This window comes from Bradyrhizobium sp. USDA 4454 (assembly GCF_054822705.1).
Window position 1 is genome coordinate 5,645,715 of sequence record NZ_JBTRCN010000001.1, and the last position, 24,707, is coordinate 5,670,421.

The following is a 24,707-nucleotide window of genomic DNA, read 5'->3' on the forward strand; positions in this document are numbered from 1 at the left end:
GCTATCAAGGCTGCCTTGCCAGCCGGAGAAACGCCCGATGTTAGCCCCCACGCCTGCCTCGCCCGAATCCGCGGGAATGTCGACCACCGCGCTGAACCGCCTCGAAGCGCATCTGAAGAGCCGCTACATCGATGCCGGCCGCTTTCCCGGCACCCAGGTCCTGATCTATCGCCGCGGCAAGATCGTGCATTCCACCGTGCAGGGGTTTGCCGACCTCGAGCGCAAGGTGCCGGTCAAGGACGACACCATCTTCCGCATCTATTCAATGACCAAGCCGATCACCTCGGTCGCGTTCATGATGCTGGTCGAGGAAGGCAAGGTCGCGCTCGACGAGCCGGTCGCCAAGTACATCCCGGAATGGAAGAATCTCGGCGTGTTCATCGCCGGCACCGCGCCTGCCTTCCTGACCCGGCCACCAACGCGGCCGATGCAGATCGTCGATCTGTTGCGGCACACCTCGGGCCTCACCTACGGCTTCCAGCAGCGCTCCAATGTCGACGCCGCCTATCGCGAGAAGAAGATCGGCGAGGTCATCAAGGCCGGCACGCTCGACAGCATGATCGAGGACCTGGCGAAGATCCCGCTGGAATTCTCGCCGGGCGAGGCCTGGAACTATTCGGTCTCGACCGACGTGCTCGGCTATCTCGTCGGCAAGATTTCAGGCCAGCCGTTCGAGCAATTCCTGAAGGAGCGCATCTTCAAGCCGCTCGGCATGAGCGACACCGACTTCTTCGTGCCTTCCGACAAGGCGCACCGCTTTGCCGCCTGCTACTCGGCCGATCCGCAGGGCGGCTTCAATCCGCTCGCCGCAGAGCGCAAGGGCACGCTGACCTTGCAGGACGATCCGACGACCAGCTCGTTCCTGTCGCCGCCCTCGCTGATCTCGGGCGGCGGCGGACTGTGCTCGACCGCAGCCGACTATCTGACCTTCTGCCGGGCGCTGCTCAATGGCGGCGAGCTCGGCGGCGTCCGCCTGCTCGGCCCGAAGACGCTGAAGCTGATGACCTCGAACCACCTGCCCGGCGGCGTCGACCTGCCGGCGATGTCGCGCTCGATGTTCGCCGAAGCCGCCTATAACGGCATCGGCTTCGGCCTCGGCTTCGCGGTCACCATGCATCCGTCGCAGACGCTGATCGCCGGCAGCCCGGGCGAATTCAACTGGGGCGGCGCCGCAACGACGTCGTTCTTCATCGACCCGGCCGAAGAGCTGATCACCATCTTCATGACCCAGGTGCTGCCGTCGAGCGCCTATCCGCTGCGGCGCGAGCTACGCACCATGGTCTACGCCGCGATCACCGAGAGCAACCTCTGACGCCAAGGCCTTTCAGTAAGACCTTTCGGTCCCTCTCGGGGCAAAAGCTATTCCGCGGCGCACATCTCGCTTGAGCATCATGGCTCCGTGGAATCTTTCTGATATCAAGCTGTTTCCTTTGGCGGATTTTTCCGGCCTCCCCTAAGCTCACTGCAAATGGGCACCGACCCGGGGACTACGTGCCGAAACTGACATTGCCAGTGCGTCTCGCGCTTCTGGTCGCGGGAACGATGTTGCCGCTGATTATTTTCGCGGTCGGCATCGTCTTTCATAACTACCGGCAGGAGCGCCAGGCCGCCACGCAGCGCGTGCTGGAGACCGCGCGCAATGTGCGCCTGCTGCTCGATGCGGAAATGCAGCGCATGACCGGCGGGCTCGAGGTGCTCGCGCTGACCAATTCGCTGCGCAACAGCGACTTCGGCAATTTCCGCCGCGTCGCGGCCGGCTTCCTCGACCAGTACGGCAAGGACGGCGTGATCCTGGTGGCCGACCGCAGCGGACGCCAGGCGTTTTCCTCGCTGACGACGGATACCGCGAGCCTGCCGCCGCGCAACAATCTCGATATCGTCGAGAAGGTGTTCGCGACCCGGCAGCCGCAATACTCCAACCTGTTCTTCGGCGCGGTGAAGCAGCGGCTGATCATCACCGTCGAAGTCCCGGTGATCCGCGACGGCGAGGTGCTCTATGACATCTCGTTCAGCCCGCCGATCGAGGTCTTCCAGGCCATCATCGAGAAGCAGCGCCTCAACCAGGACTGGACCATCTCGATCTTCGACAGCGACGGCATCAACCTGGCGCGGGTGCCGAACCCGCAGGCGACCATCGGCCAGCGCGCATCGCCATCGCTGTTTGCCGAGATGATCCGCCGCAGCGAGGCGACGCTGCCGACCGTCTCGCTCGAAGGCGTGGCGCTGATCACCGGTTTCACCCGGTCGCGCGTCACCGACTGGACCGTCGCAGCCGGGATCGCCGAGAACTCGCTGGTGGCGCCACTGTGGCGCACCCTTTCGATCACCAGCGTGATCGGCGGCGTTCTGCTCATGGTCGGCCTCGGCTTTGCCCTGCGGATGGCGACCACGATCGCGCGGGGCGAGATGCTGCACGACTTGCTGATCGAGGAGCTCAACCACCGCGTCAAGAACACGCTGGCGATCCTGCAGTCGATCGCCACCCAGACCTTCCGCAGCGCGAGCCGTGCCGAGCGCGAGAAATTCGAGGGACGTCTCAGCGCGTTGGCCGAGGCGCACAATCTGCTCTCGACCGACAAATGGCAGGGCTCCGACTTGCAGGACGTCGTCAGCCGCGTGCTGCGGCCCTATCTCCTCAACACCTCCGAGAGGGTCAGGATGTTCGGCCCACGCGTACCGCTGTCGCCGCGGCTCGCTTTGGTGCTGTCGATGATCCTGCACGAGATGGCGACCAACGCCGCCAAATATGGCGCATTGTCCAACGACACCGGCACGGTGACGCTGGACTGGGAGATCCTGCAAGAAGCCCCCGGACCGAAGCTCCGGATGATCTGGACCGAGGCCGGCGGCCCGCCGGTGGCGGCGCCGGTGCAGCGCGGCTTCGGCTCCCGGCTGATCGAGCGCAGCGCCCGCGACCAGCTCGGCGGCGAGGCCACGGTCGATTTCCTGCCCGATGGCGTCGTCTATACGGTGACCAGCACCCTCGAAACCGGCGAGTGACCGGGCAAATGGCCCCCAATCCTGCGACATCTTGGCACGCAAGTTGCTAAGATACGACGAGTTCGGCCGGCAAGAGCGCCGCCATAAACAGGGGGAATTCATGTCGACCATCGCAGCGGAAGCCACCGTGGCACGAAAGCCGCTCTACACATCGCTGTTCGTGCAGGTACTCGTCGCGCTGCTGCTCGGCATCATCATCGGCATGGCCGCGCCCGATTTTGCGATCGGGCTGAAGATCTTCAGCGATGCCTTCCTGAAGCTGATCTCGATGATCGTGGCACCGATCGTGTTCTGCGTCGTGGTGCACGGCATCGCGGGCGCCGGCGACCTCAAGAAGGTCGGACGGGTCGGCGTCAAGGCGCTGGTCTATTTCGAGACCATGACCACGGTCGCGCTGATCGTCGGCCTGCTGCTCGCCTATCTGTTCGGGCCCGGCCACGGCATGAACATCGACACCTCGACGCTGGACCCCAAGGCGCTCGGCAACTACGCCAGCAATGCGCAGAAGCTGAAGGGCGAAGGCGTCGGCAGCTTCCTGCTCAACATCATCCCGACCACCTCGTTCGACGCGCTGTCGCGCAACGACGTACTGCAGGTGTTGTTCTTCGCCATTATCTTCGGCGTCAGCCTGGCGCTGGTCGGCGGCGAAAAGGGCGAGAAGATCACCTCCTTCATCGACGCGGTCTCGACCGTGCTGTTCCGCGCGATGGGCCTGATCGTGCGCGTCGCGCCGATCGGCGTGCTCGGCGCGGTCGCCTACACGGTCGGCAAATACGGCGTCGGTTCGCTGAAGCAGCTGCTGTCGCTGGTCGCGCTGTTCTATATCTCAGTCGCGATCTTCGTGCTCGGCGTGCTCGGCGGGGTGATGGCGCTTGCCGGCATCAACATCCTCAAATTCCTCGGCTACCTGCGTGAGGAGTTGACCATCGTGCTAGCCACCGCGTCCTCCGACGCGGTGCTGCCGCAGATCATGCGCAAGCTCGAACGGCTCGGCGTCAAGGATTCGGTGGTCGGCCTCGTGATCCCGACCGGATACTCCTTCAACCTCGACGCGTTCTCGATCTACCTGACGCTCGCCGTCGTGTTCATCGCACAGGCGACCAACACGCCGCTGTCGCTCGGCGACCTGCTGCTGGTGCTCGGCGTCTCGCTGATCACCTCGAAGGGCGCGCATGGCGTGCCGGGCTCGGCGATCGTGATCCTGGCGGCAACGCTCAATGCAGTGCCGAGCATCCCGGCGATCGGCCTCGTGCTGGTGCTCTCGGTCGACTGGTTCATCGGCATGGCGCGCGCCCTCGGCAATCTGATCGGCAACTGCGTCGCCACCGTCGTGGTTGCGGCATGGGAAGGTGACCTCGACCGTGACAAGGCCCGGCGCGTGCTCGAAGGCGCCGAGGCGGTCGACGTGACCGCGGGCTGAGCGGCGCAGCTCAAGCCGGCAGCGTCCCGCGTCTGGCCGCGGGCGCTCGCTTACTTGATCAGCCTCAGATAGGGCGGCAACGGCCTGGTCGCCGGTTCCTGCACCGGCTCGTCCGACGCGATCATGTCACACAGCGCCTTCAGCTCGGAATCCGTCACCTTGTGGAGCTCCATCCGGAGTTCGAGGATGGCAAGGGACAGCAGCCGCGCCGTCTCCGTATTCGCCCGGTCTGTCAGAAACGCCTGACATTCTTCCAGAGTTGCAAGCAGTGCCAGCAACCGTTCTTCCGTATTTGCCACCGGCATATCTTCCACTCCCGAAGCCGCGAGGTAGAGTCGGGGAGTACCCCTCTTTCGCTTCATTGGCCGCTCCCGCCAGAGTTCGCCGGCTTCTCGCAGGCACAGATTTGTTCCAGATGATTCAGAACTTTTGGGCAATTGTCCAGCAACATTCCGAAAGCCTGACTTGGACTTACGTCAAACTTTTCGCACTGATTGCGATTCAGTCAAGCAACCTTGGACCATCGCCGCGACCTCAGGATGCACTAGCTGGGGTTGCATCCTTACAAAGACGCCCGTACAATACAGTTGCCCGTAGATTTACGGGCGCAGTGCAGTGCCGCCCAGTAAGCATGCGCGCAAAATCTGTGACGATCAAACTCGCGCTAGTTGTGATTTGGTCAATATTTTGCCAAATGTTGAGGGCGGGGTGTCGAGAGACACCTTAGTGCGATCGACTTCAGGTAGTCGGCCGTGTCGGTAAAGGGTGCTTCCAATGCGCATGTGCGTTTGGATACCATCCCGCGATCTTCTTGGAATTCGTCGTTCGGACGAACTGACGATCCACTCGAGCTTAACGCGGTACATCATCAACGTGTCCCTGACCCGACCGGGCCAGGGATTCTCGATTAAGGACGGGTCACAAGAATGAACAGATCAGCAGCAAAGAAGATGAAGCAGCGCAGCGCCGGCAAGCCGGACATTGAGTTGGGCAAGCGGATTCGCCTGCGCCGCGTCGAGCAGAAGATCTCGCAGGCCGAGCTCGGCGACAAGCTTGGCGTCAGCTTCCAGCAGGTCCAGAAGTACGAGAAAGGCGTCAACCGTGTCGGCGCCGCCCGCCTACAGCAGATCGCGACCGCGCTCGACGTGCCGGTCACCTTCTTCTACGACGGCGACAACAAGGCCCGCGAAGTCGAGAGCCTGCTGTTCCTCGACAGCGCGTTCAGCCTCCGGTTGCTGCGCGCCTACAGCAAGATCAAGGATCAGACCGTGCAGCGCCAGCTGGTGTCGCTGATGGAATCGATCGCCGCCAACGAAGACTGAGCCGCGGATCGGATCGCGAGGCCGCGAACGCGATCCACCACGCCGCAGGGATCGGCCGCCGGGCCGGTCGGCCGGAGGTTGTCGAAGCGCTGCCATCGACGATGGCAGCGCTTTTTCTTTGGCTGCGGCCGCTCTCAACAATCTGTGATGCAGGTTGCTTCAGTCCGCCTCGAACGCGCGGATCGTCAAGGGCCGGCAGGCATCACGTCATCGATCGCTTCGGCTTGGGCACGCGCTTTCGCGCTCGGCGTGCATAGGGCAAGCTTTTCCAGCTCGCGCTCCGGCTGCACCAGATGCAGCACATGCGAGCGCGACGCGTCGCCATTCTGTCGCGCGGCCAATTGTCGCCCGCGCACGCGACCATCTCACAACTCCCGCATTTGCTGCGTTGAACCGGCCTCGCCAGAACCAAGTGCACGGCTCGTCTTTTTGTCGCAGCAACGAAGCGGCCGCATGGACGTTTCCAGGCCTCAACCAAGGAGAACTCAATGAATATCAAGCTTGCCGTTATTGGACTCGCCGCGCTCGGAAGCGCAGCGTTGATGTCCGGCGCGGCATCGGCGATGCCGAACGGGCTGCCGCAGGCCGGCCACATCGCAGGCGAAACATCCAATGTCGACAAGGTGCGCCAGATCTGTGACCGCTGGGGCCGCTGCTACTGGCAACCGGGCTATGGCTACGGACCGCGTCATCACGGCTGGCATCATCGTCGGCACTTCAACCCGCGCCACCATCATCATGGGTATCGGCATCACGGCCATCACGGTGGCGCGCATCACGGCGGACACTGGCGCTGATCGCCCAGCGAGGGGGCTTCGGCCCCCTCTTCTTCTCCGTCATCCTGAAGGCGCGAGCGGAGCGAGCCTCGAAGGGTCGACGGCCCGTCGCCGTGCATGTTTCGAGGCTCGCTCCGCGCGCGCCTCACACGACGGGACGTTAGGTCGTCCGTCCCGGTGTCTTTGTTAAAGCGCCGCCAGCACGGCCTTCGCGACGTCGGCGGTGCCGTTGCTGCCGCCGAACTCGAACGGCTTGATGCCGCCGGCATAGACCTTGTCGACCGCGCGCTCGATCCGCTCGCCGGCTTCGGCTGCGCCTTCGAGGCCGTGCTTGTCGGCGAGCCAGTCCAGCATCATCGCGGCCGACAGGATCATCGCGGTCGGGTTGGCCTTGCCCTGCCCCATGATGTCGGGCGCCGTGCCGTGACACGGCTGAAACACCGCGTAGCGATCGCCGATGTCGGCCGACGGCGCCATGCCCATGCCGCCGATCAGGCCGGCGGTGAGATCGGACAGGATGTCGCCGAACATGTTCTCGGTCACCATGACGTCGAAATCCCATGGACGCTTCACCAGCGCCGCCGCGGCCGCGTCGATGTAGAGGTGATCGGCCCTGACGTCCGGATGACGCTTCGCGGTGGCGTCGAAGATGCCGCGGAAGAATGCGAACGCCTTAAATACGTTTGCCTTGTCGACGCAGGTCAGCCCGCCACCAACCTTGCCGCGCGCCTTGCGGCGTTCGGCAAGCCGGAACGAGAATTCGAACAGCCGCTCGGAGGTGTGGCGCGTGATCACCATGGTCTCGCGCGCCTCGCTGTCGGTGACGACACCCTTGCCCATCGAGGCGAACAGGCCCTCGGTCGATTCCCGGATCACGACGAGGTCGATGCCGTTCTGATCGGCGCCGACGATCGTGCTCGACACGCCCGGGATCAATCGCGCGGGCCGCACGCCGGCATAGAGATCGAAGATCATCCGCAATTCGATCTGCGGCGCGATCTCGGTATTGTCGGGATAGCGCACCGACGGCAGGCCGCAGGCGCCAAGCAGGATCGCGTCCGCCTCCTCGCACAGCCGGATCGTGCTGTCCGGCATCGACTTGCCGGTTTCCTTGTAGTGGCCGGCGCCGGCCGGTGCCTCGGTGAAACGGAATTTGAGGCCGGCCGATCCCTCGATCTTGCGCAAGACTTCGAGCGCCGGCGCCATCACCTCGGGGCCGATGCCGTCGCCACCGAGGACGGCGATGTGGAGGGCGTTGTTGGCGGACATGGGGTCTCCGGAACACAACAGTCATTCCGGGGCGATGCGGAGCATCGAACCGGAATCTCGAGATTCCCCGATGCGCAATTGCGCATCTGCGGTCTGGTCCTGACGCACCATCCCGGAATGACGGGGAGTTGATCTTACGGCGTCAACACCGCGCGGCCGACGAGCTGGCCCTTCTGCAGATTGGTCAGCGCTTCGTTCGCCTTGGCCAGCGGCATCGGCGTCACCGGGATCGCCGGAATCTTCTTGGTCCGCACCAGGTCGAGCAGCTCCTGGGTCTCGCGCAAATTGCCGACATAGCTGCCCTGGATGGTGACCGCCTTGATCGGAATCAGCGGCAGCGCCCACGGCGCGCCGCCGCCGAACAGGCCGACGATCACGAGCTTGCCGCCCTTGGTCAGGCAGTCGAAGCCGAGCTGCGAGGTCTGGGCGTTGCCGACCAGGTCGATCGCGGCGCGGATCGGCTGGCCGGCTTTCTTGATCAGCTGCTCCAGCGCATCGGGCGCCTTGCCGTCGACGGTCGCGAGCGCACCGGCGGCCTCGGCCGCCTCACGCTTCCTGGCGTCGATATCGACCACGATCGCGCCCTTGCCGCCCATCGCTTTCAACAGCGAGAGCGCCATCAGGCCCAGCCCCCCGGCGCCGAAGATCACGATCGGCGTGTCGAAATCCTTCTCGACCTTCTTCAGCGCGCTGTAGGTCGTGACTCCCGAGCAGGCGTAAGGCGCGGCGGTGACCGGATCGAGCCCCTTGAGGTTGAGCAGATATTTCGGATGCGGCACCGTCATGTGATCGGCGTAGCCGCCATCGCAATAGACACCGAGCGCATTCGGCTTGATCGCGCACATATTCTCGTCGCCGCCGAGGCAGGTCGGGCATTTGCCGCAGCCGAGCCACGGATACGCCAGCACGACATCGCCGACCGTGAGGCCGCCCTTGTCGGCATCCCTGACATCGGGCCCGAATGCCACGATCTCGCCGACCGTCTCATGGCCCATCGTGCGCGGCAGCGAGACGCCGCGATCCTTCAGCGACAGCGGCTTGCGGCCATGGCCGAGATCATAGCCGCCCTCCCAGATGTGCAGGTCGCTGTGGCAGACGCCGGCAGCCTTGACCTTGATCAAGACCTGCGTGCCCGACGGCTGCGGCGTCGGCTGGTCAACTTCTTTCAAGGGGGCGTTGAAATCGACGACCTGGAAACTCTTCATCGCTGTTCTCCCGAGCTTTGTTCTTGCGGCGGACCTTGCCACGGCTGCCCGCGCGGGACAAACGTTCATGACCCCATTTTCGAGCAAGCCGCCATGCGGCGGGGTCGAAGGCCAATATCTATTCAGAGCGCAAGCCCTATTCACACCAGCGGATGATGGCAAGCCACGTATTGGCCGGGCGCAACCACGCGCAGTTCCGGCACCTCGCTGGCACAGCGCGCATCCGCCCGCGGGCAGCGGGTGCGGAAGCGGCAGCCGGAGGGCGGCGCGATCGGCGACGGCGGCTCGCCGACCGGCACGCTCTGGGTTGGACGCACATCCGGATCGGGCACCGGAATCGCTTCGATGAGCAGCGCGGTATAGGGATGCGCCGGCCGCGCGAACAGCTGCTCCGACGGAGCGACCTCGCAGAGCCGGCCGAGATACATCACCGCGACGCGATCCGAGACCGCCTTCACCACCGCGAGGTCGTGGGCGATGAACAGCAGGGTCAGACCGTAGCGCGCCTTCATCTCCTCCAACAGGTTGAGGATCTGGGCGCGGATTGAAACGTCGAGCGCGGACACCGGCTCGTCGCAGATCACGAATTCCGGATTGAGCACCAGCGAGCGCGCGATACAGATGCGCTGGCACTGGCCGCCGGAGAATTCATGCGGCAGCCGCCCGCTCACCAGAATGGGGTCGAGGCCGACGGCCGACAGCACCTCACTGACGCGCCGCTTGCGTTGGTCCTGATCCTTGACGCCGGCGATCACCAGCGGCTCGGCGACGATATCGCCGATCCGCCGTCGCGGATTGAGCGAGGCAATCGGGTCCTGGAAGATCAGTTGCACGCGCTGCCGCATCTGGCGCAGCGCTTCGCCTTTCAAGCTGGTGAGATCGTGACCGTCGAACAGCACCTTGCCGGAGACCGCCTGGCGCAATTGCAGCACGGCGCGGCCGAGCGTCGACTTGCCACAGCCGGATTCGCCGACCAGTCCCAGCGTCTCGCCGCGCGCGATCTCGAGGCTGACATCGGAGACGGCATGGATGGTCTTGCCGCCCACCGAATATTCGACGACGAGGTTTTCCACCTTCATCAGCGGATCGGATGCGACCTGCAGCATCATGCGCCGGCCCCCGCGATCGGATGGAAACAGGCATAGAGATGCTCAGGCGTCTCCGCCGGACTGAGCCGCGGCTTCTCCGCGCCGCAACGCCCGGCCGAATAGCGGCAGCGCGGCGAGAACGAGCAGCCCTTGAGCGGCCGGGTCGGATCCGGCGGCCGCCCTGATATCACCGGCAGCGGCGTATGCGGCGCGACGTCGAGCTTCGGCAGCGCGGCCAGCAGCGCCTCGGTGTAAGGCATCCGCATCCGCTTGAACAAGGCCGGCGTCGGCGCGCGCTCGACGACGCGCCCCGCGTACATCACCGCGACCTCGTCGGTGCGGCCGGCGACCACGCCGAGGTCATGGGTGATGATGATCATCGCCATATGGCGGCGCTGCTGCTCGCGCGCCAACAGATCGAGGATCTGCGCCTGGATCGTAACATCGAGCGCGGTGGTCGGCTCGTCGGCGATCAAAAGCTGCGGCTCGCAGGACAGCGCCACCGCGATCGCGACGCGCTGGCGCATGCCGCCGGAGAGCTGGTGCGGATATTGCGCCAGCCGCTGCTCGGGCGCGGGAATGCCGACCGCCGCCAGAAGTTCGATGCTGCGCCGCCTGGCCTGGGCGAGATCGAGTTCGAGATGTTCCACAATGGTCTCGATCAGCTGGGTGCCGATCGTCAGCACCGGATTGAGCGAGGTCATGGGGTCCTGGAACACGACCGCGAGCGAGCGGCCGCGCAGCTTGCGTAACTTCTCCGCCGACAATCCCGTCAGATCCTGGCCGTCGAACATCACCCGGCCGGACAGTTTCGCCTTCTTGGGCAAGAGTTGCAGGATCGCGCGCGACAGCATGGTCTTGCCACAACCGGACTCGCCGACAATGCCGAGCGTCCTGCCGGCGCCGACGGCGAGATCGACATGATCCACCGCCCGCAGATTGCCGCGCGGCGTCGGCAGGTCGACCACCGCGTTCTCGACCGACAGCAACGCACCGCTCATAGCGCACCCTGCCTGGGATCGGTCAGCGCCCGCATCGTGTCGCCGATCAGGTTGAACGCGAGCACGGTCAGGAACATCGCGATCGCCGGAATGAAGGCGAGCATTGGCGCCACATCAAGGCTTTCGCGCCCCTCGCCGATCATGCTGCCCCAGCTCGAGATCGGCGGTGGCACGCCGAGGCCGAGAAACGACAGCGAGCCCTCGACCACAATGGTGACGGCGACGCCGAGCAGGAAGAAGGCGAGCAGCGGCAGCATCACGTTGGGCAGCAGCTCGCGCAGCAGGATGCGCGCATGGGTGGCGCCAAGCGCCTGCGCCGCGATGACGAATTCGCGCCGCGCCAGCGACAGGGTCGCGGCGCGCGAGACCCGCATGAAGGCGGGAATGCCGAGCACGCCGAGGATGCAGGTCAGGTTGAAGATCGACTGGCCGAGATAGGCGGTGACCGCAAGCGCCAGGATCAGCGGTGGGAACGCCAGCAGCACATCCATGCTGCCGACCACGAAGGATTCGAAGCGGCCGCGGAAATAACCCGCGAGCATGCCGAGCGCGCCGCCGATGGTGACGCCGATCATCGGCGCACAGAGGCCGACGATCAGCGAGATCCGCGCGCCATGGATCAGCCGCGACAGCTCGTCACGGCCGAGACCGTCAGTGCCGAGCCAGTGCTCGGCGGAGATCGGCGCCCGCCGCTCCAGCATGTCCATGTCGGTCGGGCTCGGCAGCGGCAACAGGTCGGCAAAGATCGCGACCGCGAACACCAGCACCATCCACCCGGCCGCGATCCAGAACAGCATGCCGAGCTGGCGGCGGCGCCGCACCGGCTCCGCATGGGACTCGTCTAGGCTCAGCTCAAGCGTGGCCATGGCGGATCCTCGGGTCGAGCAGGGCGTAGAGCATGTCGACGATGAAGTTCATGATCACGAATCCGGCGGCAACCAAGAGCACCACGCCCTGCAGGATGATGAGGTCGCGGGTATAGATCGCGCCGACCAGCAGACGGCCGATCCCCGGCAGTGCGAAGATCGATTCGACGATGACGGCGCCGCCGATCAAGCGGCCGATATTGATGCCGGTGATGGTGACGAGCGTCAGCGACGACGGCTTCAGCGCGTGCACGAACAGGATGCGCGACGGCTTCAGGCCCTTCGCCTTGGCGAGCGCGATATAGTCCTCCTGCAGCGCCGCGATCATGTCGGAGCGCAGCACCCGCATGATGCCCGGCCATTCCGCAAGCCCGAGCGTCAGCGCCGGCAGCACCATGAAGCGCAGATTGGCGACCGGATCCTCGGTGAACGGCACATAGCCGGTCGCCGGCAATAGCCGCAGCTCGACCGCGAACAGATAGATCAACAGGATCGCGGACAGGAAGGTCGGCACCGACAGCATGCCGAAGGCCGAGCCGGTCATGAAGCGGTCGAACGCGGAGCCCGCCTTGGCCGCGCAGGCGATCGCGAGCGGCACCCCGATCGCGAGCCCGATCAGCTCGGCCAGGATCATCAGCTCGAACGAGACCGGGATGCGCTCGCTGACCGCCTGCAGCACGGTCTGCCCGGTGCGGAACGATCGTCCGAAGTCACCTTGCAGGATGTGCCACAGCCAGCCGAGATAGCGCAGCCAGATCGGCTGATCGAGCCCCATGTCGTGACGCAGCGCCGCGACGTTCTCCGGCGTCGCCTGGTCGCCGAGGATCACATAGGCGAGATCGCCAGGCAGCAGCGAGGCGATCACGAAGGTCAGTACCGAAACCGCGATTAGCACCGGCACCAGATAGAGGAGCCTGCGCGCGACGAAGAACAGCATGAAAGGCTATTCCTTCCAGGCGTAGGAGACGTCGAGCACCCCGTTGAACATCTTCGGCATGCCTTTCACCTTCGCGCTCGAGATCGCGTAATAGGTGTTCTGGAAGGTCCAGAACCAGATCGCCTCCTTGTTGATCAGGCGGCTGACTGCGCAATAGTCCTCGGTACGCTTGGCGACATCGGCGGTGGTTCGGGCATGCTCCAGCAGGCGATCCAGCTCCGGATCGGAGAAATTCGCCAGCGCCACCGGGCTGCCGGTGTGGAAATTGGCGTACATCTGCGGATCGGGATCGGCGAGATCGACGATCCGCCACGGCGTCAGCTGGAACTGGCGCATGAAGGCGCGCGGCACGATCGTGGCCTGGTCAACCTGCTCGATCTCCATGTTGGCGCCGACCCGCTTCCAGATCTGCTGCAGCACCTGGCCAACGGTGCGGCCGCGCGGCGTCGCCGAGACGATCATCTTGAAATCGACCGGCTTGCCGTAATCCTTGAGCAGCGCCTTGGCCTTGTTGACGTCTTCCGGCAGCGCGCCGTCATCCTTGCACTTGACCCAGGAGCCATCGCCATAGGGATTGCTGGCCGGCCGCGCCAGGCCGTTGGTGATGGCTTGCGAGATCTTCTTGCGATCGAGCGCCATCACCAGCGCCTGGCGCACGCGGACGTCGTCGAACGGCGCCGCCTTGGTGTTGAACGCGTAGACCTGCGCGCCGGAGCCGGCATAGGAATGCACGGTCAGGCTGGAATCCTTCTGCGCCTTGACGATATTGTCGGCGTCGTACTCATCGTCCCAGATGACGTCGGCCTCACCCGATTGCAGCGAGGCAAAGCGCGACTGCGCATCCGGCAACGGCTTCAGGATGATGCGATCGAGATAGGGCTTGCCCTTGTCCCAATAGTCCGGGTTCTTCTCCAGCACCATGCGGTCGCCGGCGGTCCAGGATTTCAGGATGTAGGGACCGGTGCCGACCGGGTTGCGATTGTAATCGTCGCCCTTGGTCTTCCACGCGGTCGGCGACTGCATCACATTGTTGGAGCTCTGGATCGACTGCGTCGCCGGGAAATTCACCGCCGGGTCGCTGAAATTGTAGCGCGCCGTGAGGTCGTCAACGACGTCCACGCTCTTGATGCTGGAAATGTAGAAGGCGCAGCGGCACTTGTTGGCCGGATCCTTCTGGCGATCAAAATTCTCCTTCACCGCCTGCGCATTGAACGGCGTGCCGTCGTGGAATTTGACGCCGGGCCGCAGCTTGATGGTCCAGGTCTTGAAGTCGTCGGAATGCTCCCAGGACAGCGCGAGCTTCGGCTTCGGCTCGCCCTTCTCGTCGAGCGTCATCAGCGTGTCGAAGATCGCGGCCGCCGCAGTGTTGGCCGATGTGTCGTAGACGCCGACCTTGAGCGGGTCGAAGCCGGGAATGTCCAGTTCCTGGCCTACGGTCAGCGTGCCGCCCTGCTTCTGCGCATGGGCCGGCGCAGCGAATGCGGCCGCGCCTAATCCCGCCATAAGAAATATGCGCACAACTGCGTGCGCGCGCCCGACCAGCTTCATTGATGCTCCCTCCCAGGTGGGCGACGTCCGGCGTTCCGGATCGTCGTGTGCCGGCTGCAGCTTGTCCGGAATCGCCGCGCGCGACAAGACCGTAAAGCGGTTGAAAAAGCCGCAGGCTTAATTGCTTGCCGCGCTTGCCGGTCGCGTTGCGAAGCCCGCGATCTGATCGTCGGAGAGACCAATCTCCTTCAGATAGGATAGCGTGTGCTCGCCGAGCGTCGCCACCCGCTTGCGCGGACCGACCGCAGCACCGGACATGCGGAACGGCAGATTGAGCACCTTGAAGCTGCCGCCGCCGTCCTCGACCTCGGCCAGCGCGCCGCGATGGGCGATTTGCGGATCGGCGAGCGCCTCGCGCACGGTGCGATAGGCCGACGACGGCACGCCATATTCATTGAGCGCGGCAAGGCAGGCCTGGGTGCTGATCGTGCGCGACCATGTCTCGACGCCCTCCATCAGGCCGGCCCAGTTGTCCCGCCGATCGGAATATTTGGCGAAGCGCGGATCGGACACCCATTCGGGCCGGCCGATCACCTGCATCAGGTTCTGGAACGTCTTCTCGCTGGCGATCGCCACCATCACGTAGCCATCGGTAGTTTCGATCGGGCCGAACATCGGCCGCTGGGTCTGCTTGACCTCGAATTGCGACCACTGGAGCTCGTTCAGGGTCAGGCTCAGCATCGATTCCAGCATCGAGACGTCGATGTGCTGGCCCCTGCCGGTTACGCCGCGCTGATAAAGCGCCGCCGAGATCGCGCCGAAGGCGTAGACGCCGGTCAGCACGTCGGCGTGATAGATGCCGCAATAGTCCGGGCGCGAGCGGCCCGGCTGGTAGGCGAGATGCGCCATCTCGTAGCCCGAGGCGGCATGGATTACCGGCGCATAGGCCGGCAATTCCGCTGACGGGCCGGTCTGGCCGTAGCCGGAGATCGAGCAGAAGATCAGCTTCGGATTGAGGTCGCGCACCGGGGCATAATCGAGCTTCAGCCGTCGCATTACGCCGGGGCGGAAATTCTCCACCAGCACGTCGGCGGTCGCGATCAGCCGACGTACGGCCTCGACGCCGGCCGGCGACTTCAGGTCGAGCACCAGGCTGTTCTTGCCGATATTGAGCTGGCCGAACGCCGTCGAGCATTGGTTGCGCAGCGGCGGTCGCGTCCGCATCGTCTCGCCCTCGGCGGGCTCGATCTTGATCACCTCAGCGCCCATGTCGGCGAGCATCCGCGTGCAATGAGGTCCGGCGATCGTGGTCGAAAAATCAAGCACGCGAAGGCCGTCGAAACTCCCTGTCAAATTCCCCTCATCGTCCGCGGCTATGGTCGTCGGCAAGGCTTCCTCCACGTTCGTCATTGGTTGTTCGGCGTCGCGTGACCCTAAAGTGAGCCGCCCCGACAGGAAAGCGTCTCGTCCAGACCGGGACCGCGGGCGGTCTTGCATTTTACTCAAAGGCAGATTGGACCCGATCTTGCATAGCCCTGTGTCGGGCTGGAACGAGGGCGCTTGTTGAAGGTCTTATTCGTCACGACCGAGATGGACGATTTCGTCCGCGTGGGCGGGCTCGGCGCCGTTTCCGCCGCACTTCCCCGGGCGCTCCGGCCATGGAGCGACGTCAGGATCATGCTTCCCGGTTACCGGGATGTGGTCGAGCAATTCACGCATATCGAGATCGTCGGGCAATGCGCAGCGCTTGCCGAGATGCCGGCCTGCACGCTCGGCCGCGCATCGACCAAGGACGGGCTGCCGGTCTACGTGCTGCTGTGTCCGGAGCTCTACGACCGGCCGGGCAATCCGTATGGCGACGAGTCCGGCCGCGACTGGCCGGACAACGACATCCGCTTCGGGCGCTTTGCTTCGGCCGCTGCCGAACTTGCAGCCGGAACGCTGGACAAGAATTGGGCAGCCGACCTCGTTCACGCCAACGATTGGCAGGCCGCGCTCACACCTGCCTACCTCGCCTGGCGTCAGCTGCGGATTCCGTCGATCCTGACCATCCACAACCTCGCCTATCAGGGCCTGTTTCCGAAGGACTCGCTGCGGCGGATCGGCGCACCGGAAAGCTCGTTCCACATCGACGGGCTGGAGTTCTACGACAAGCTGTCCTTCCTCAAGGGCGGCCTCGTCTACGCCTCGCACCTGACCACGGTCAGCGCGACCTATGCGAGGGAGATCACGACGGCGGAGCTCGGCTGCGGGCTGGAGGGCTTGCTGCGCGTACGCTCCGCTGCCGACCAGCTGACCGGCATCCTGAACGGCATCGACGAGAGCTGGGACCCCCGCCACTGCGCCCAGCTTGCGCAGCCGTTCGGCGCCGGCGACTGGAAGGGCAAGCAGGCCAACGCCGACTATGTCCGCCGGCAATTCGGGCTTGCGGTCTCGCGCGGGCCGATTTTCGGCCTGGTCGCGCGGCTGGTCCATCAGAAGGGCGTCGACCTCGTGCTGTCGGCCGCGGACGAGATCCTGGAGGCCGGCGGGCAGATCGTCGTCACCGGCAGCGGCGAACCCGCGATCGAGGACGCGCTGGTCGCCGCGCACCGGCGCCGGCCGGACGCGATCGGCGTCATGATCGGCTTCAACGATGGGCAGGCGCGGCGGATCTTCGCCGGCAGCGATTTCACCTTGATGCCGTCGCGCTTCGAGCCCTGCGGCCTCAGCCAGATGTACGCGCAGCGCTTCGGCTCGCTGCCGATCGGCCACCAGACCGGCGGGCTTGCGGAGACCATCGCCGACGGCGAGACCGGCTTCCTGTTCTCCCAACCATCGCCGGAATCCTTCCTCGGCGGTGTCAGGCGCGCCTTCGACGCCTACCGCGCCAAGGATCGCCTCAACGCCATGCGCGCCAGTGCGATGGCCAAGTCCTACAGCTGGGACCTGTCGGCCGCCTGCTACAGCGCGCTGTACAAAAAGCTGATCATGCCGCGAGCAGCGGCCTAACGCGCGACGCCTCGCAAGGTCGTGAAGTCTGGCCGCTCTGGGATCCCAGCCACCCGCGTAACAATCAGCCTCCGCCGCCGAACCTATTTGTGCAATCATGCTGCTCCTCCCGGGTGCCCACCCGGACGACGACGCATGCATGAAATTGCGAATGATGAACTTTTCACAAAACGCGATTGCGATGGAGGAGCATCATGGACGTCAACGAGGAGCGTCTTAATTCATTCATGGGTAAGATGATTGGCGATGTCGGCGCGGCGATGAACGCCTCGCTGATGCTGCTGGGAGACAAGCTCGGGCTCTACAAGGCGCTTGCCCAGCAAGGACCGATGAATGCCGCGGCGCTGGCCAAGGCAACGGGAACGGCCGGGCGTTACGTTCAGGAATGGCTCTCGGCGCAGGCGGCCTCCGGCTACATCGAATACGACAGCGCGACCGGAAAATTCTCGATGCTGCCCGAGCAAGCGCTGGCGCTGGCCGACGAGGACAGCCCGGTCTTCCTCGGCGCGGTGGGAAGCCTTGTCGGAGCGACCTTCCTCGACGAGCCGAAAATCACCGACGCGTTCAAGACAGGCAAGGGTGTCGGCTGGAACAAGCGCAGCGAGTGCCTGTTCTGCGGCACCGCCCGCTTCTTCCGCACCAGCTACAAGCATTATCTGGTGCAGGAATGGCTGCCGGCGCTGGAGGGTGTGGTCGACAAGCTGAAGCAGGGCGCTGTTGTCGCCGATGTCGGCTGCGGCCATGGCGTCTCGACGCGGCTGATGGCGGAGGCGTTTCCGAAATCGACCTTCTACGGTTTCGACTATCACGACGGCTCGATCCATGCGGCGCGGATCGCCGTAAAGGAGGCCGGATTGTCGGACCGCGTCCAATTCCAGACGCATTCCGCCAAGACATTCCCTGCCAACAACTACGATCTGGTGTGCTTCTTCGACTGCCTGCACGACATGGGCGATCCGGTTGGCGCCCTCAGGCACACCCGCTCCACCCTCGCCGATGACGGCACCTGCCTCTTGATCGAGCCGTTCGCGGGCGACCGGCTGGAGGACAACCTCAATCCGATCGGGCGGGTCTACTACGCGGCTTCGACGATGATCTGCACGCCGGCCTCGCTGGATCAGGAGGTCGGGCTTGCGCTCGGTGCGCAGGCCGGAGAGACCAGGCTGCGCGAGGTTGCACGCCAGGGCGGCTTCTCGCGCTTCCGCCGCGCGGCGGAAACGCCGTTCAACCTGATCCTGGAAGCTCGCCCGTAACTGCACAACGCAAATGGACGGCGGTACTGCACCGCCGTCCATTGCTCAGTGCTGACCTCTGCGGCTACGCCGTCAGCGCCCGGCTACCAGTCCTGCGATTGCCAGTAGTACTGGCCGCCGCGCCGGCGCGGATTGGCGGCTTGCGGATTGCCATAATACGGATTGCCGTACTGGGTCGGCGCTTGAGGATTGCCGTATTGCGGATAGCCGTATTGGGTGCCGGACTGCGGATTCCAGCTGCGCTGGGAGAAGAAGCCGAAGCCGTCGTCGTCCCTGCTGGCAATCGGATAATCCTCATCCATCGGCCGCGGTGTCGGCTTGCGCGTGATGAAGCCGCCCTGTGGCTGGTTGCTCAGCACGGCAACGAACTCGGTGCGATAGTTGGTCTCGGCGCTCAACGGCTCGTCCGAGATGATGATCGAAGAGCGCGGCACGGCGGTCGGCGCAATGCGATCCAGCACATCCTGCGGGATGGTGATGCGGTCGAGCGCGTCCTTGGCGTTGTCTCCGTCGTCGATCGTCACCTGGGTCCAGCGCAGGCCGGAGTCGCTGCGCGCCATCGCCGTATAGATATGCGTGCCGATCGGCTTGTCCGGATCGCGGATTGTGACCGGAACCTCGATGCTCGAGTCGAACACCTCGCCGCCGTCGGCCCATGGCTTATGGGTGTTGCGCCGGACGTAGAGCTTCTGCGTCGCGCGGCTGATGTAGACCGAGACCGGCTCCAGTGCGAGCTTGGCCTCGGTCGCCGCCTTCTCGCTGTCGGCCTTCTTGGCCTCGGCCGCCTTGAAGGCTTCCTTCGCGGCGGCTGCGGCATCGAGCTTCGGCTTCGCGTCGCCCTGGGCCGCCTCGAACTGCGCGGTCGCTTCCGCAGCCTTGGCGACCGCCTTCTGCTTCAGATCCTCGGCACGCGCCTTGGCCTGGTCGGTCTTGGCCTTGGCCAACGCCTTGTCGGCGGACGCGACCGCGGCGTCGGCACGGATCTTGATCTGCTCCAGCTTGCGCAGCGACGCCGGCGTCGACAGTGCGGCTTCCTTGCTCGCAGCTACGGAGGCCTTCTTCGCCTCGTCGGCAGCCTTGGCCGCATCCGCGGCCTCGCGGGCCAGCTTCTCGGCGCGCGCCGGAGCCGCCGCGATCGCCTGTGCGTTGGGTACGAACAACGCCGGATGGGTGAAGTCGACCGGGGCCGCGTCGTTCGGCGCAATGATCACCCGCATCCCGATCCGGGTCTTGTCGAACAGCTTCTCGGCAAAGTCATAGGGCATCCGGACGCAGCCATGGGAGGCCGCATAGCCCGGCAGCGGTCCGCCATGCAGCGCGACGCCGTTCCAGGTGATGCGCTGCATGTTCGGCATCCAGGCATCGTCGTACATGGTCGAGTGATGGTCCTTGTCCTTCTCGACCAGCGCAAACACGCCGGCCGGCGTCTCGCGTCCCTTGACGCCGCTCGAGACCGGCGCGCGATAGATCCAGCCGTCGGCGTCGTAGAAAGTCACCTTCTGGGCGCTGATCGACACGATCGCCATGATCGGCTCGCCCGCAGCCCGCGGCGCCGTCGCCTCGACGGTTGCTGCCGGACGCTGCTGCTTCGCCGCCGCGCCGCCGGTCGGTGACGCGAATGTGACCATCGCCGCGAATGTCGCAAAGGCGGGACGCCCCCAACGCCGCATCGCTCCGGTGGTCTGCGCCGTCGTCTTTCGATTCTTCATGCCATTCCTCGGTCGAAATGCCTGCCGCGCTGCGTCGATCCCTACCAGAGCACGATTTTGGATTGATTAACCGCCGCCGGCATCGGCTCGTTCCAGCAGCAAATCACTCATATATGACGCCGCATGCAGGAGGAAGGGTCCCGCGGCCAAAACCGACCCGTAGTCGTCGAAATCCCCCGCCTGGAGGGTCACGGCCGAGAGAGCTGCCCTCGCCCTCACGCCGCCCGCCGCGTCTCCGGCATCACCAGCCAAATCATGAACAGCCCCAGCGCGGCAACGCCCGCGAGGCCCATGAAGGCGGTGCTGCTGCCGAGCTTGTCGCTGACATAACCGGCCAGCACAGTGCTGAGCGACGCGCCGATGCCGACCGCGGTGCCGACAATGCCCTGCGCCAGGTTGAAATGGCCGCTGCCGAACGCCACGTCAGCCACGACCAGCGGCACCAGCACGCTGAAGATCGCCGCGGTGATGCCGTCGAAGATCTGCACCATGACCAGCAGATAGGGATCGCGCACCGTCGCGAACAACAGGCCGCGGATCGCCAGCGCGGCGAAGGCCAGCAGGAGCAACGGTCGCCGGCCCAAAGCCTGGGCCTTGCGGCCGACCGACGGCGAGCACAGCGCGACGATCGCCTGCGGCACAATGATGCAGGCGGCGATCAGCACCGGCGCCCATTGGCTCGAGCGCGCGGTGACCACGCCTGCCATCAGCGGCAGCATCGCGGCGTTGGCCAGTTGGAACAGCATCATCGCGCCGGCGAAGATCAGGAGCGTCCGGTGCCGCACCAGAGTGAAGACGCTGGTGGCCCGCTTGTCGGGGACCTCGCGCTTCACCTCGCCATGCGCCTGCGCGATGTCGATCTCGCGCTCGCGGATCCGGGCCAGCGACAACAGTGTCGGGATCGCCAGGATGAAGGTGACGAGGAACACGGAACGGCTCGACAGGAAATAGCCGCAGGCGCCCATCAACGCCGCAGCCGAGCCGTTGCCGAGCGAGGCGAAGCGCGCGTTACGCCCGAGCCGCTCGCCAATCGCCCGGGGCCCGACCAGGCCGAGGCTGATCGCGGCGATCGCAGGTCCCAGCACGCAGCTTGCAAGCGCGTGCAGTGTCGCGGCGAGCGTCACCACGGGGAAAATCGGCCACAGCGCGTAGGCCAGCGCGGCCGATCCGATCGCGGCGACCGCGCAGCCTGCGACCACCCGTTCCGAGCGCGCCGCGTCGACGATCGCCCCGCCGGGCATCTGGCCCAGCAGGCCGATGATGCCGCCGATCGACAGCACGAAGCCGATCTCGACCTGGGTCCATTTCTGCGTCGTCAGGTAGACCGCGATGAACGGGCCGAAGCCGGTCTGCACATCGGCCAGGAAGAAGATGAACCAGTCGAGCCCGTGCTGGCTCTCGCGTGACGGCCCGCGCGGCGGCTCGGCATTGGGCTGATCGGGGACAATCGACACAATATTGGTGCTGCCGGCTGATCGCTTCTCACGATCGTCGCCAACCGTCTCGAATGAAGAGTTCGGACGCGCGACCAGTTTGAGCCCCCTAATGTTCGTAATCCCATGGATGGAGACTGCCAGCCGCGCCCAACACGATCAGCGGCGTATCTTCCTTGTATTCGGGCGCAGCGCTCACCTGCTGCTTGTTGAGATCCAGCGTGATGCTGTCGCTCTTGCTGGAAACGCCGGCGAAACGCAGCGCGTTCCAATCGACCACGATCTTGCGGCTACCGACGCCGAGGAAGCCGCCGAAATCGATCACCGCGGCGCGGACCTTGCCGTCGCGGTCGACGATGACGTCGACGATGCGGCCCATGTCCTCATTGGCAGAGCTGCGCACGTCACGCCCGAGAATGCCATGCGCATCGCGCGCGCCGATCACGGTCACCGACGGCGGCGGCGACTCCTTGGCCTGCTCCTTCGGTGCCGCAGGGGCTGCTGGCGGCTCTTGAGCTGCCGGCGGCGAGGATGGTGTCGGCGCCGGCGATGCATCGTCCGCGGCACGGACATCTGCGCATGTCAGCAGCATCGCTGCGACCAGCATGATCATGATCCCAGCACGCATTTACCTCTCCCCACGATTGCCCGGTCCGCCGCGCGACAACGCTCAATGCGTCAGCACGATCGACACCTGGATCTGTCCGCGCGTGCGCAGCACTTCGAGCGACACCTCGTCGCCGTGGCGACGCAGCCGCAGATCGACACTGGACGCGCCGAGCCGAAGGTCGCGCAGCACCACGTCGTTGAGGAATTCCGGCAGGCGCGGATCGCGCAGGCGGATCTCACCGCGCACGGTGTCGAATTCGAGCCCGAGCGCCGCCTCCAGCAGCGTGAACGGCGTCGCGCTCGCCCAGGCCTGCGGTGCGCAGGCGACGGGATAGAGCACCGGGCCGCGCCTTCGTTCGCGGCGGAAGCCGCAGAACAGCTCCGGCAGCCGCCGCAACTCCATGTAGCTCGCAGCGTCGAACAGCCCCTTGAACAGATGCGCGACCGAATGCTTGAGGCCGTAGCGGGCCAGTCCGAGTGCGATCAGCGCATTGTCGTGCGGCCAGATCGAGCCGTCGTGATAGGACATCGGGTTGTAGCGCGCCTCGCCTGCGGCGACGGTGCGAATGCCCCAGCCCGAGAAGAACTTCTGGCTCATCAGATCGGCGGCGACCCGTCGCGCACGGTCCTCGCGCACCATGCCGGAAAACAATGTCTGCCCGGCATTCGAGGTACGCACCCTGCACGGCCGCTTGGCGCCGTCGAGCGCGAGCGCATAGGTGCCGAGCTCCTCGCACCAGAATGCCGCCTCGAACCGCTCGCGCAGCCGCTCGGCCTCGGCATCCAGCTTCGCCGCCTTGTCAGCAAAGCCAAGGATCCGCGCCGTACGCGCGGCGAGCTGCTTGCCGGCGAACACATAGCCCTGCACTTCCGCCAGCGCGATATTGCCCTCGGCCAGCGTGCCGTCGGCGTGGAATATGGCGTCGAAGGAATCCTTCCAGCCTTGATTGCGGAGCCCTTCATCGGTCGCGCGCTGATATTCGACGAAACCGTCACGATCCGGATCGCCCGGACCATCGATCCATTGCAGTCCGGCCTCGACCGCAGGCCACAGCTCGCGCAACGTCTCGACGTCGCCGGTGCGCTCCAGATAGAGCCCGGCCAGCAGCACGAACAGCGGGGTCGAATCGACGCTGCCGTAATAGTGCGCGAACGGCACCTCGCGAAGCGCGGCCATCTCGCCGCCGCGCATCTCGTGCAGGATCTTGCCCGGCGCGGCATCGGCCAACGGATCGACCGCCTTGGCCTGGAACAGCGCCAGCCGCTTCAGCACGCCCTTGGCGATCCGCGGGTCGACCCACAGCATCTGCAGCGCGGTGATCAGCCCGTCGCGGCCGAATGTCGTCGAATACCAGGGAATGCCGGCATAGGGATAGCGGCCCTGCGGCGTTTCCGTCATCAGCATGTTGAGGTCGGCCATCGCCTGGCACAGCACCTCGTTGAAGATGTTGTTCGAGGTCTCGATCGAGGCCGCGCCGGCCGACGAGTTGCGCATCTCGCGGCGATGCGCCAACAGCCCGCGGAAGAACGGCACCGGCTTCTGCATGATCGGCTTGTTGCAGGACACCGCGACGAACAGCGAGGTGACCTGCGCCGGCTCGAGATCGAAATGGTAGGTCGCAGCGTTGACCGACAACCGTGTCGGTCGCGGATCGAAGTGCAGCGCGGTGATCCGCGTCTGCTCGTCGAGGCCGCAATATTCCAGCACGACGTCGGTCGGACCGAGCAGCTTGCTCGAGCCGATGCCGCGCCGCGGCCGCCGCTCGCCGCGCACCTCGAACAGGTCGGCAAAATCATTGTCGAACAACAACGTGAGATCGAAGCTCGCAGCGTGATCGCCGTGATTCTGCAGGCCGATGCGCTGATAGGCGGTGCCGCGCCACAGGAAGATCGAGCGCACGATGTGCAGCGTATCCTTCGGTAAGGTCAGGCGGTCGTCGCGATAGACATCGGAATTGGTGAGATCGACCGTCAGCGCCGAATTGTCGTCGCGCATGTTGGAGCCGAGCAGCAGCGGCTGCACGTTCTCCAGCACCATTTCCAGCCGCGCGAGGTAGCGCGTGTCGGCGTTGAACAGGCCGTCGGGGCCGCCGGCGGAGGCGCCGATGTCGCCATGGCTGTCGAGCACGATGAAGGTGTCGTCATGCTTGAGCGAGCGCCGCGGCCGCGCCGCGGGCCCGGTCATCGGAATGTAGAACGGCGATTCGGCGACGCGCTCGGTGATGCGACCGGTGATGATCTGCGTAACGACGTCAGCTGCCATCTGAACCTCTGGCGACCTTGGCTCGAGTCTCGACTCTCGGTTCGAACGAACGCACCGGAACGCAAGAACACGCTTGA

The 24,707-nt window shown here is 65.2% G+C and carries 20 protein-coding genes; 7 read left to right on the forward strand and 13 right to left on the reverse strand.

Features of this window, described 5'->3' with window-relative positions; all coding sequences use genetic code 11:
- Positions 1-37 precede the first annotated feature (37 nt).
- The 3 genes from ACVIW0_RS26265 (at position 38) to ACVIW0_RS26275 (ending at position 4,420) form a co-directional block, all read left to right on the forward strand.
- Entirely contained in the window at positions 38-1,312 is a 1,275-nt protein-coding gene (locus tag ACVIW0_RS26265; RefSeq protein ID WP_461354986.1) for a serine hydrolase domain-containing protein, read from the forward strand.
- 179 nt (positions 1,313-1,491) lie between these two features.
- Positions 1,492-3,000: a sensor histidine kinase gene (locus ACVIW0_RS26270; protein ID WP_461354987.1), complete on the forward strand. Its 1,509-nt coding sequence runs from the start codon at positions 1,492-1,494 to the stop codon at positions 2,998-3,000.
- A gap of 100 nt (positions 3,001-3,100) precedes the next feature.
- The gene (locus ACVIW0_RS26275; protein ID WP_461354988.1) at positions 3,101-4,420 is read left to right on the forward strand and encodes a dicarboxylate/amino acid:cation symporter; all 1,320 of its coding nucleotides are present in this window, start codon (positions 3,101-3,103) and stop codon (positions 4,418-4,420) included.
- A 50-nt stretch (positions 4,421-4,470) separates the two neighbouring features.
- Here ACVIW0_RS26275 and ACVIW0_RS26280 read toward each other — a convergent pair whose 3' ends face one another.
- Positions 4,471-4,725 carry a hypothetical protein gene (locus ACVIW0_RS26280; RefSeq protein ID WP_461354989.1) on the reverse strand — a complete coding sequence of 85 codons (255 nt, stop codon included), beginning with the start codon at positions 4,723-4,725 and terminating at the stop codon, positions 4,471-4,473.
- Positions 4,726-5,346: 621 nt separating this feature from the next.
- Here ACVIW0_RS26280 and ACVIW0_RS26285 point away from each other — a divergent pair.
- Positions 5,347-5,742, forward strand: a complete 396-nt coding sequence (locus ACVIW0_RS26285) for a helix-turn-helix domain-containing protein (RefSeq protein WP_016844123.1) — start codon at positions 5,347-5,349, stop codon at positions 5,740-5,742.
- A gap of 488 nt (positions 5,743-6,230) precedes the next feature.
- Positions 6,231-6,539, forward strand: a complete 309-nt coding sequence (locus ACVIW0_RS26290) for a hypothetical protein (protein ID WP_461354990.1) — start codon at positions 6,231-6,233, stop codon at positions 6,537-6,539.
- A 165-nt stretch (positions 6,540-6,704) separates the two neighbouring features.
- Here the strand turns inward: ACVIW0_RS26290 and ACVIW0_RS26295 are convergent, their stop codons facing one another.
- From ACVIW0_RS26295 to ACVIW0_RS26330, 8 genes are all read right to left on the reverse strand, one after another.
- A complete protein-coding gene (locus ACVIW0_RS26295) occupies positions 6,705-7,787 on the reverse strand; it encodes an isocitrate/isopropylmalate dehydrogenase family protein (protein ID WP_461354991.1) in 1,083 nt (360 codons plus the stop codon).
- A 134-nt stretch (positions 7,788-7,921) separates the two neighbouring features.
- A complete protein-coding gene (locus ACVIW0_RS26300; RefSeq protein ID WP_461354992.1) occupies positions 7,922-8,992 on the reverse strand; it encodes an alcohol dehydrogenase in 1,071 nt (356 codons plus the stop codon).
- A gap of 140 nt (positions 8,993-9,132) precedes the next feature.
- Positions 9,133-10,101, reverse strand: a complete 969-nt coding sequence (locus ACVIW0_RS26305; protein WP_461354993.1) for an ABC transporter ATP-binding protein — start codon at positions 10,099-10,101, stop codon at positions 9,133-9,135.
- The gene (locus tag ACVIW0_RS26310) at positions 10,098-11,081 is read right to left on the reverse strand and encodes an ABC transporter ATP-binding protein (protein ID WP_461354994.1); all 984 of its coding nucleotides are present in this window, start codon (positions 11,079-11,081) and stop codon (positions 10,098-10,100) included. Before ACVIW0_RS26310 ends, ACVIW0_RS26305 begins: the two co-directional genes overlap by 4 nt.
- Positions 11,078-11,947 (reverse strand): ABC transporter permease, encoded by an 870-nt coding sequence (locus tag ACVIW0_RS26315; RefSeq protein ID WP_461354995.1) that lies wholly within the window; start codon positions 11,945-11,947, stop codon positions 11,078-11,080. Before ACVIW0_RS26315 ends, ACVIW0_RS26310 begins: the two co-directional genes overlap by 4 nt.
- The gene (locus ACVIW0_RS26320) at positions 11,934-12,884 is read right to left on the reverse strand and encodes an ABC transporter permease (RefSeq protein ID WP_028334331.1); all 951 of its coding nucleotides are present in this window, start codon (positions 12,882-12,884) and stop codon (positions 11,934-11,936) included. The genes ACVIW0_RS26315 and ACVIW0_RS26320 overlap by 14 nt, the downstream gene beginning before the upstream one ends.
- 6 nt (positions 12,885-12,890) lie before the next feature.
- Complete coding sequence (locus ACVIW0_RS26325) at positions 12,891-14,387, reverse strand: ABC transporter substrate-binding protein (RefSeq protein WP_461354996.1); 1,497 nt, start codon at positions 14,385-14,387, stop codon at positions 12,891-12,893.
- A gap of 162 nt (positions 14,388-14,549) precedes the next feature.
- On the reverse strand, positions 14,550-15,782 hold the full coding sequence (locus tag ACVIW0_RS26330) for a CaiB/BaiF CoA transferase family protein (RefSeq protein WP_461354997.1): 1,233 nt from the start codon (positions 15,780-15,782) through the stop codon (positions 14,550-14,552).
- Between the two features lie 153 nt (positions 15,783-15,935).
- Here ACVIW0_RS26330 and glgA point away from each other — a divergent pair, with 153 nt between their 5' ends.
- Both glgA and ACVIW0_RS26340 read left to right on the forward strand, forming a co-directional pair.
- Positions 15,936-17,363: a glycogen synthase GlgA gene (glgA, locus tag ACVIW0_RS26335; protein ID WP_461354998.1), complete on the forward strand. Its 1,428-nt coding sequence runs from the start codon at positions 15,936-15,938 to the stop codon at positions 17,361-17,363.
- 194 nt (positions 17,364-17,557) lie between these two features.
- Positions 17,558-18,616: a class I SAM-dependent methyltransferase gene (locus ACVIW0_RS26340; RefSeq protein ID WP_461354999.1), complete on the forward strand. Its 1,059-nt coding sequence runs from the start codon at positions 17,558-17,560 to the stop codon at positions 18,614-18,616.
- Positions 18,617-18,699: 83 nt separating this feature from the next.
- Here ACVIW0_RS26340 and ACVIW0_RS26345 read toward each other — a convergent pair whose 3' ends face one another.
- The 4 genes from ACVIW0_RS26345 to ACVIW0_RS26360 all read right to left on the reverse strand — a co-directional run bounded on the left by ACVIW0_RS26345 (position 18,700) and on the right by ACVIW0_RS26360 (position 24,630).
- Positions 18,700-20,325 (reverse strand): L,D-transpeptidase family protein, encoded by a 1,626-nt coding sequence (locus ACVIW0_RS26345; protein WP_461355000.1) that lies wholly within the window; start codon positions 20,323-20,325, stop codon positions 18,700-18,702.
- 215 nt (positions 20,326-20,540) lie between these two features.
- Positions 20,541-21,779, reverse strand: a complete 1,239-nt coding sequence (locus tag ACVIW0_RS26350; protein ID WP_461355001.1) for an MFS transporter — start codon at positions 21,777-21,779, stop codon at positions 20,541-20,543.
- 88 nt (positions 21,780-21,867) lie between these two features.
- Complete coding sequence (locus ACVIW0_RS26355; protein WP_461355002.1) at positions 21,868-22,386, reverse strand: PRC-barrel domain-containing protein; 519 nt, start codon at positions 22,384-22,386, stop codon at positions 21,868-21,870.
- A gap of 42 nt (positions 22,387-22,428) precedes the next feature.
- Positions 22,429-24,630 carry an amylo-alpha-1,6-glucosidase gene (locus tag ACVIW0_RS26360; protein WP_461355003.1) on the reverse strand — a complete coding sequence of 734 codons (2,202 nt, stop codon included), beginning with the start codon at positions 24,628-24,630 and terminating at the stop codon, positions 22,429-22,431.
- Positions 24,631-24,707 lie beyond the last annotated feature (77 nt).

Bases quoted from the DNA above. Each gene is read 5' to 3' on its own strand.
- ACVIW0_RS26300 (WP_461354992.1), bottom strand. From the start codon at position 8,992: ATGAAGAGTTTCCAGGTCGTCGATTTCAACGCCCCCTTGAAAGAAGTT.
- ACVIW0_RS26315 (WP_461354995.1), bottom strand. From the start codon at position 11,947: ATGGCCACGCTTGAGCTGAGCCTAGACGAGTCCCATGCGGAGCCGGTG.
- ACVIW0_RS26340 (WP_461354999.1), top strand. From the start codon at position 17,558: ATGGACGTCAACGAGGAGCGTCTTAATTCATTCATGGGTAAGATGATT.
- ACVIW0_RS26275 (WP_461354988.1), top strand. From the start codon at position 3,101: ATGTCGACCATCGCAGCGGAAGCCACCGTGGCACGAAAGCCGCTCTAC.
- ACVIW0_RS26330 (WP_461354997.1), bottom strand. From the start codon at position 15,782: ATGACGAACGTGGAGGAAGCCTTGCCGACGACCATAGCCGCGGACGAT.
- ACVIW0_RS26305 (WP_461354993.1), bottom strand. From the start codon at position 10,101: ATGATGCTGCAGGTCGCATCCGATCCGCTGATGAAGGTGGAAAACCTC.
- ACVIW0_RS26290 (WP_461354990.1), top strand. From the start codon at position 6,231: ATGAATATCAAGCTTGCCGTTATTGGACTCGCCGCGCTCGGAAGCGCA.
- ACVIW0_RS26285 (WP_016844123.1), top strand. From the start codon at position 5,347: ATGAACAGATCAGCAGCAAAGAAGATGAAGCAGCGCAGCGCCGGCAAG.
- ACVIW0_RS26295 (WP_461354991.1), bottom strand. From the start codon at position 7,787: ATGTCCGCCAACAACGCCCTCCACATCGCCGTCCTCGGTGGCGACGGC.
- ACVIW0_RS26310 (WP_461354994.1), bottom strand. From the start codon at position 11,081: ATGAGCGGTGCGTTGCTGTCGGTCGAGAACGCGGTGGTCGACCTGCCG.
- ACVIW0_RS26265 (WP_461354986.1), top strand. From the start codon at position 38: ATGTTAGCCCCCACGCCTGCCTCGCCCGAATCCGCGGGAATGTCGACC.
- ACVIW0_RS26360 (WP_461355003.1), bottom strand. From the start codon at position 24,630: ATGGCAGCTGACGTCGTTACGCAGATCATCACCGGTCGCATCACCGAG.
- ACVIW0_RS26345 (WP_461355000.1), bottom strand. From the start codon at position 20,325: ATGAAGAATCGAAAGACGACGGCGCAGACCACCGGAGCGATGCGGCGT.
- ACVIW0_RS26325 (WP_461354996.1), bottom strand. From the start codon at position 14,387: ATGGCGGGATTAGGCGCGGCCGCATTCGCTGCGCCGGCCCATGCGCAG.
- ACVIW0_RS26280 (WP_461354989.1), bottom strand. From the start codon at position 4,725: ATGCCGGTGGCAAATACGGAAGAACGGTTGCTGGCACTGCTTGCAACT.
- ACVIW0_RS26320 (WP_028334331.1), bottom strand. From the start codon at position 12,884: ATGCTGTTCTTCGTCGCGCGCAGGCTCCTCTATCTGGTGCCGGTGCTA.
- ACVIW0_RS26355 (WP_461355002.1), bottom strand. From the start codon at position 22,386: ATGCGTGCTGGGATCATGATCATGCTGGTCGCAGCGATGCTGCTGACA.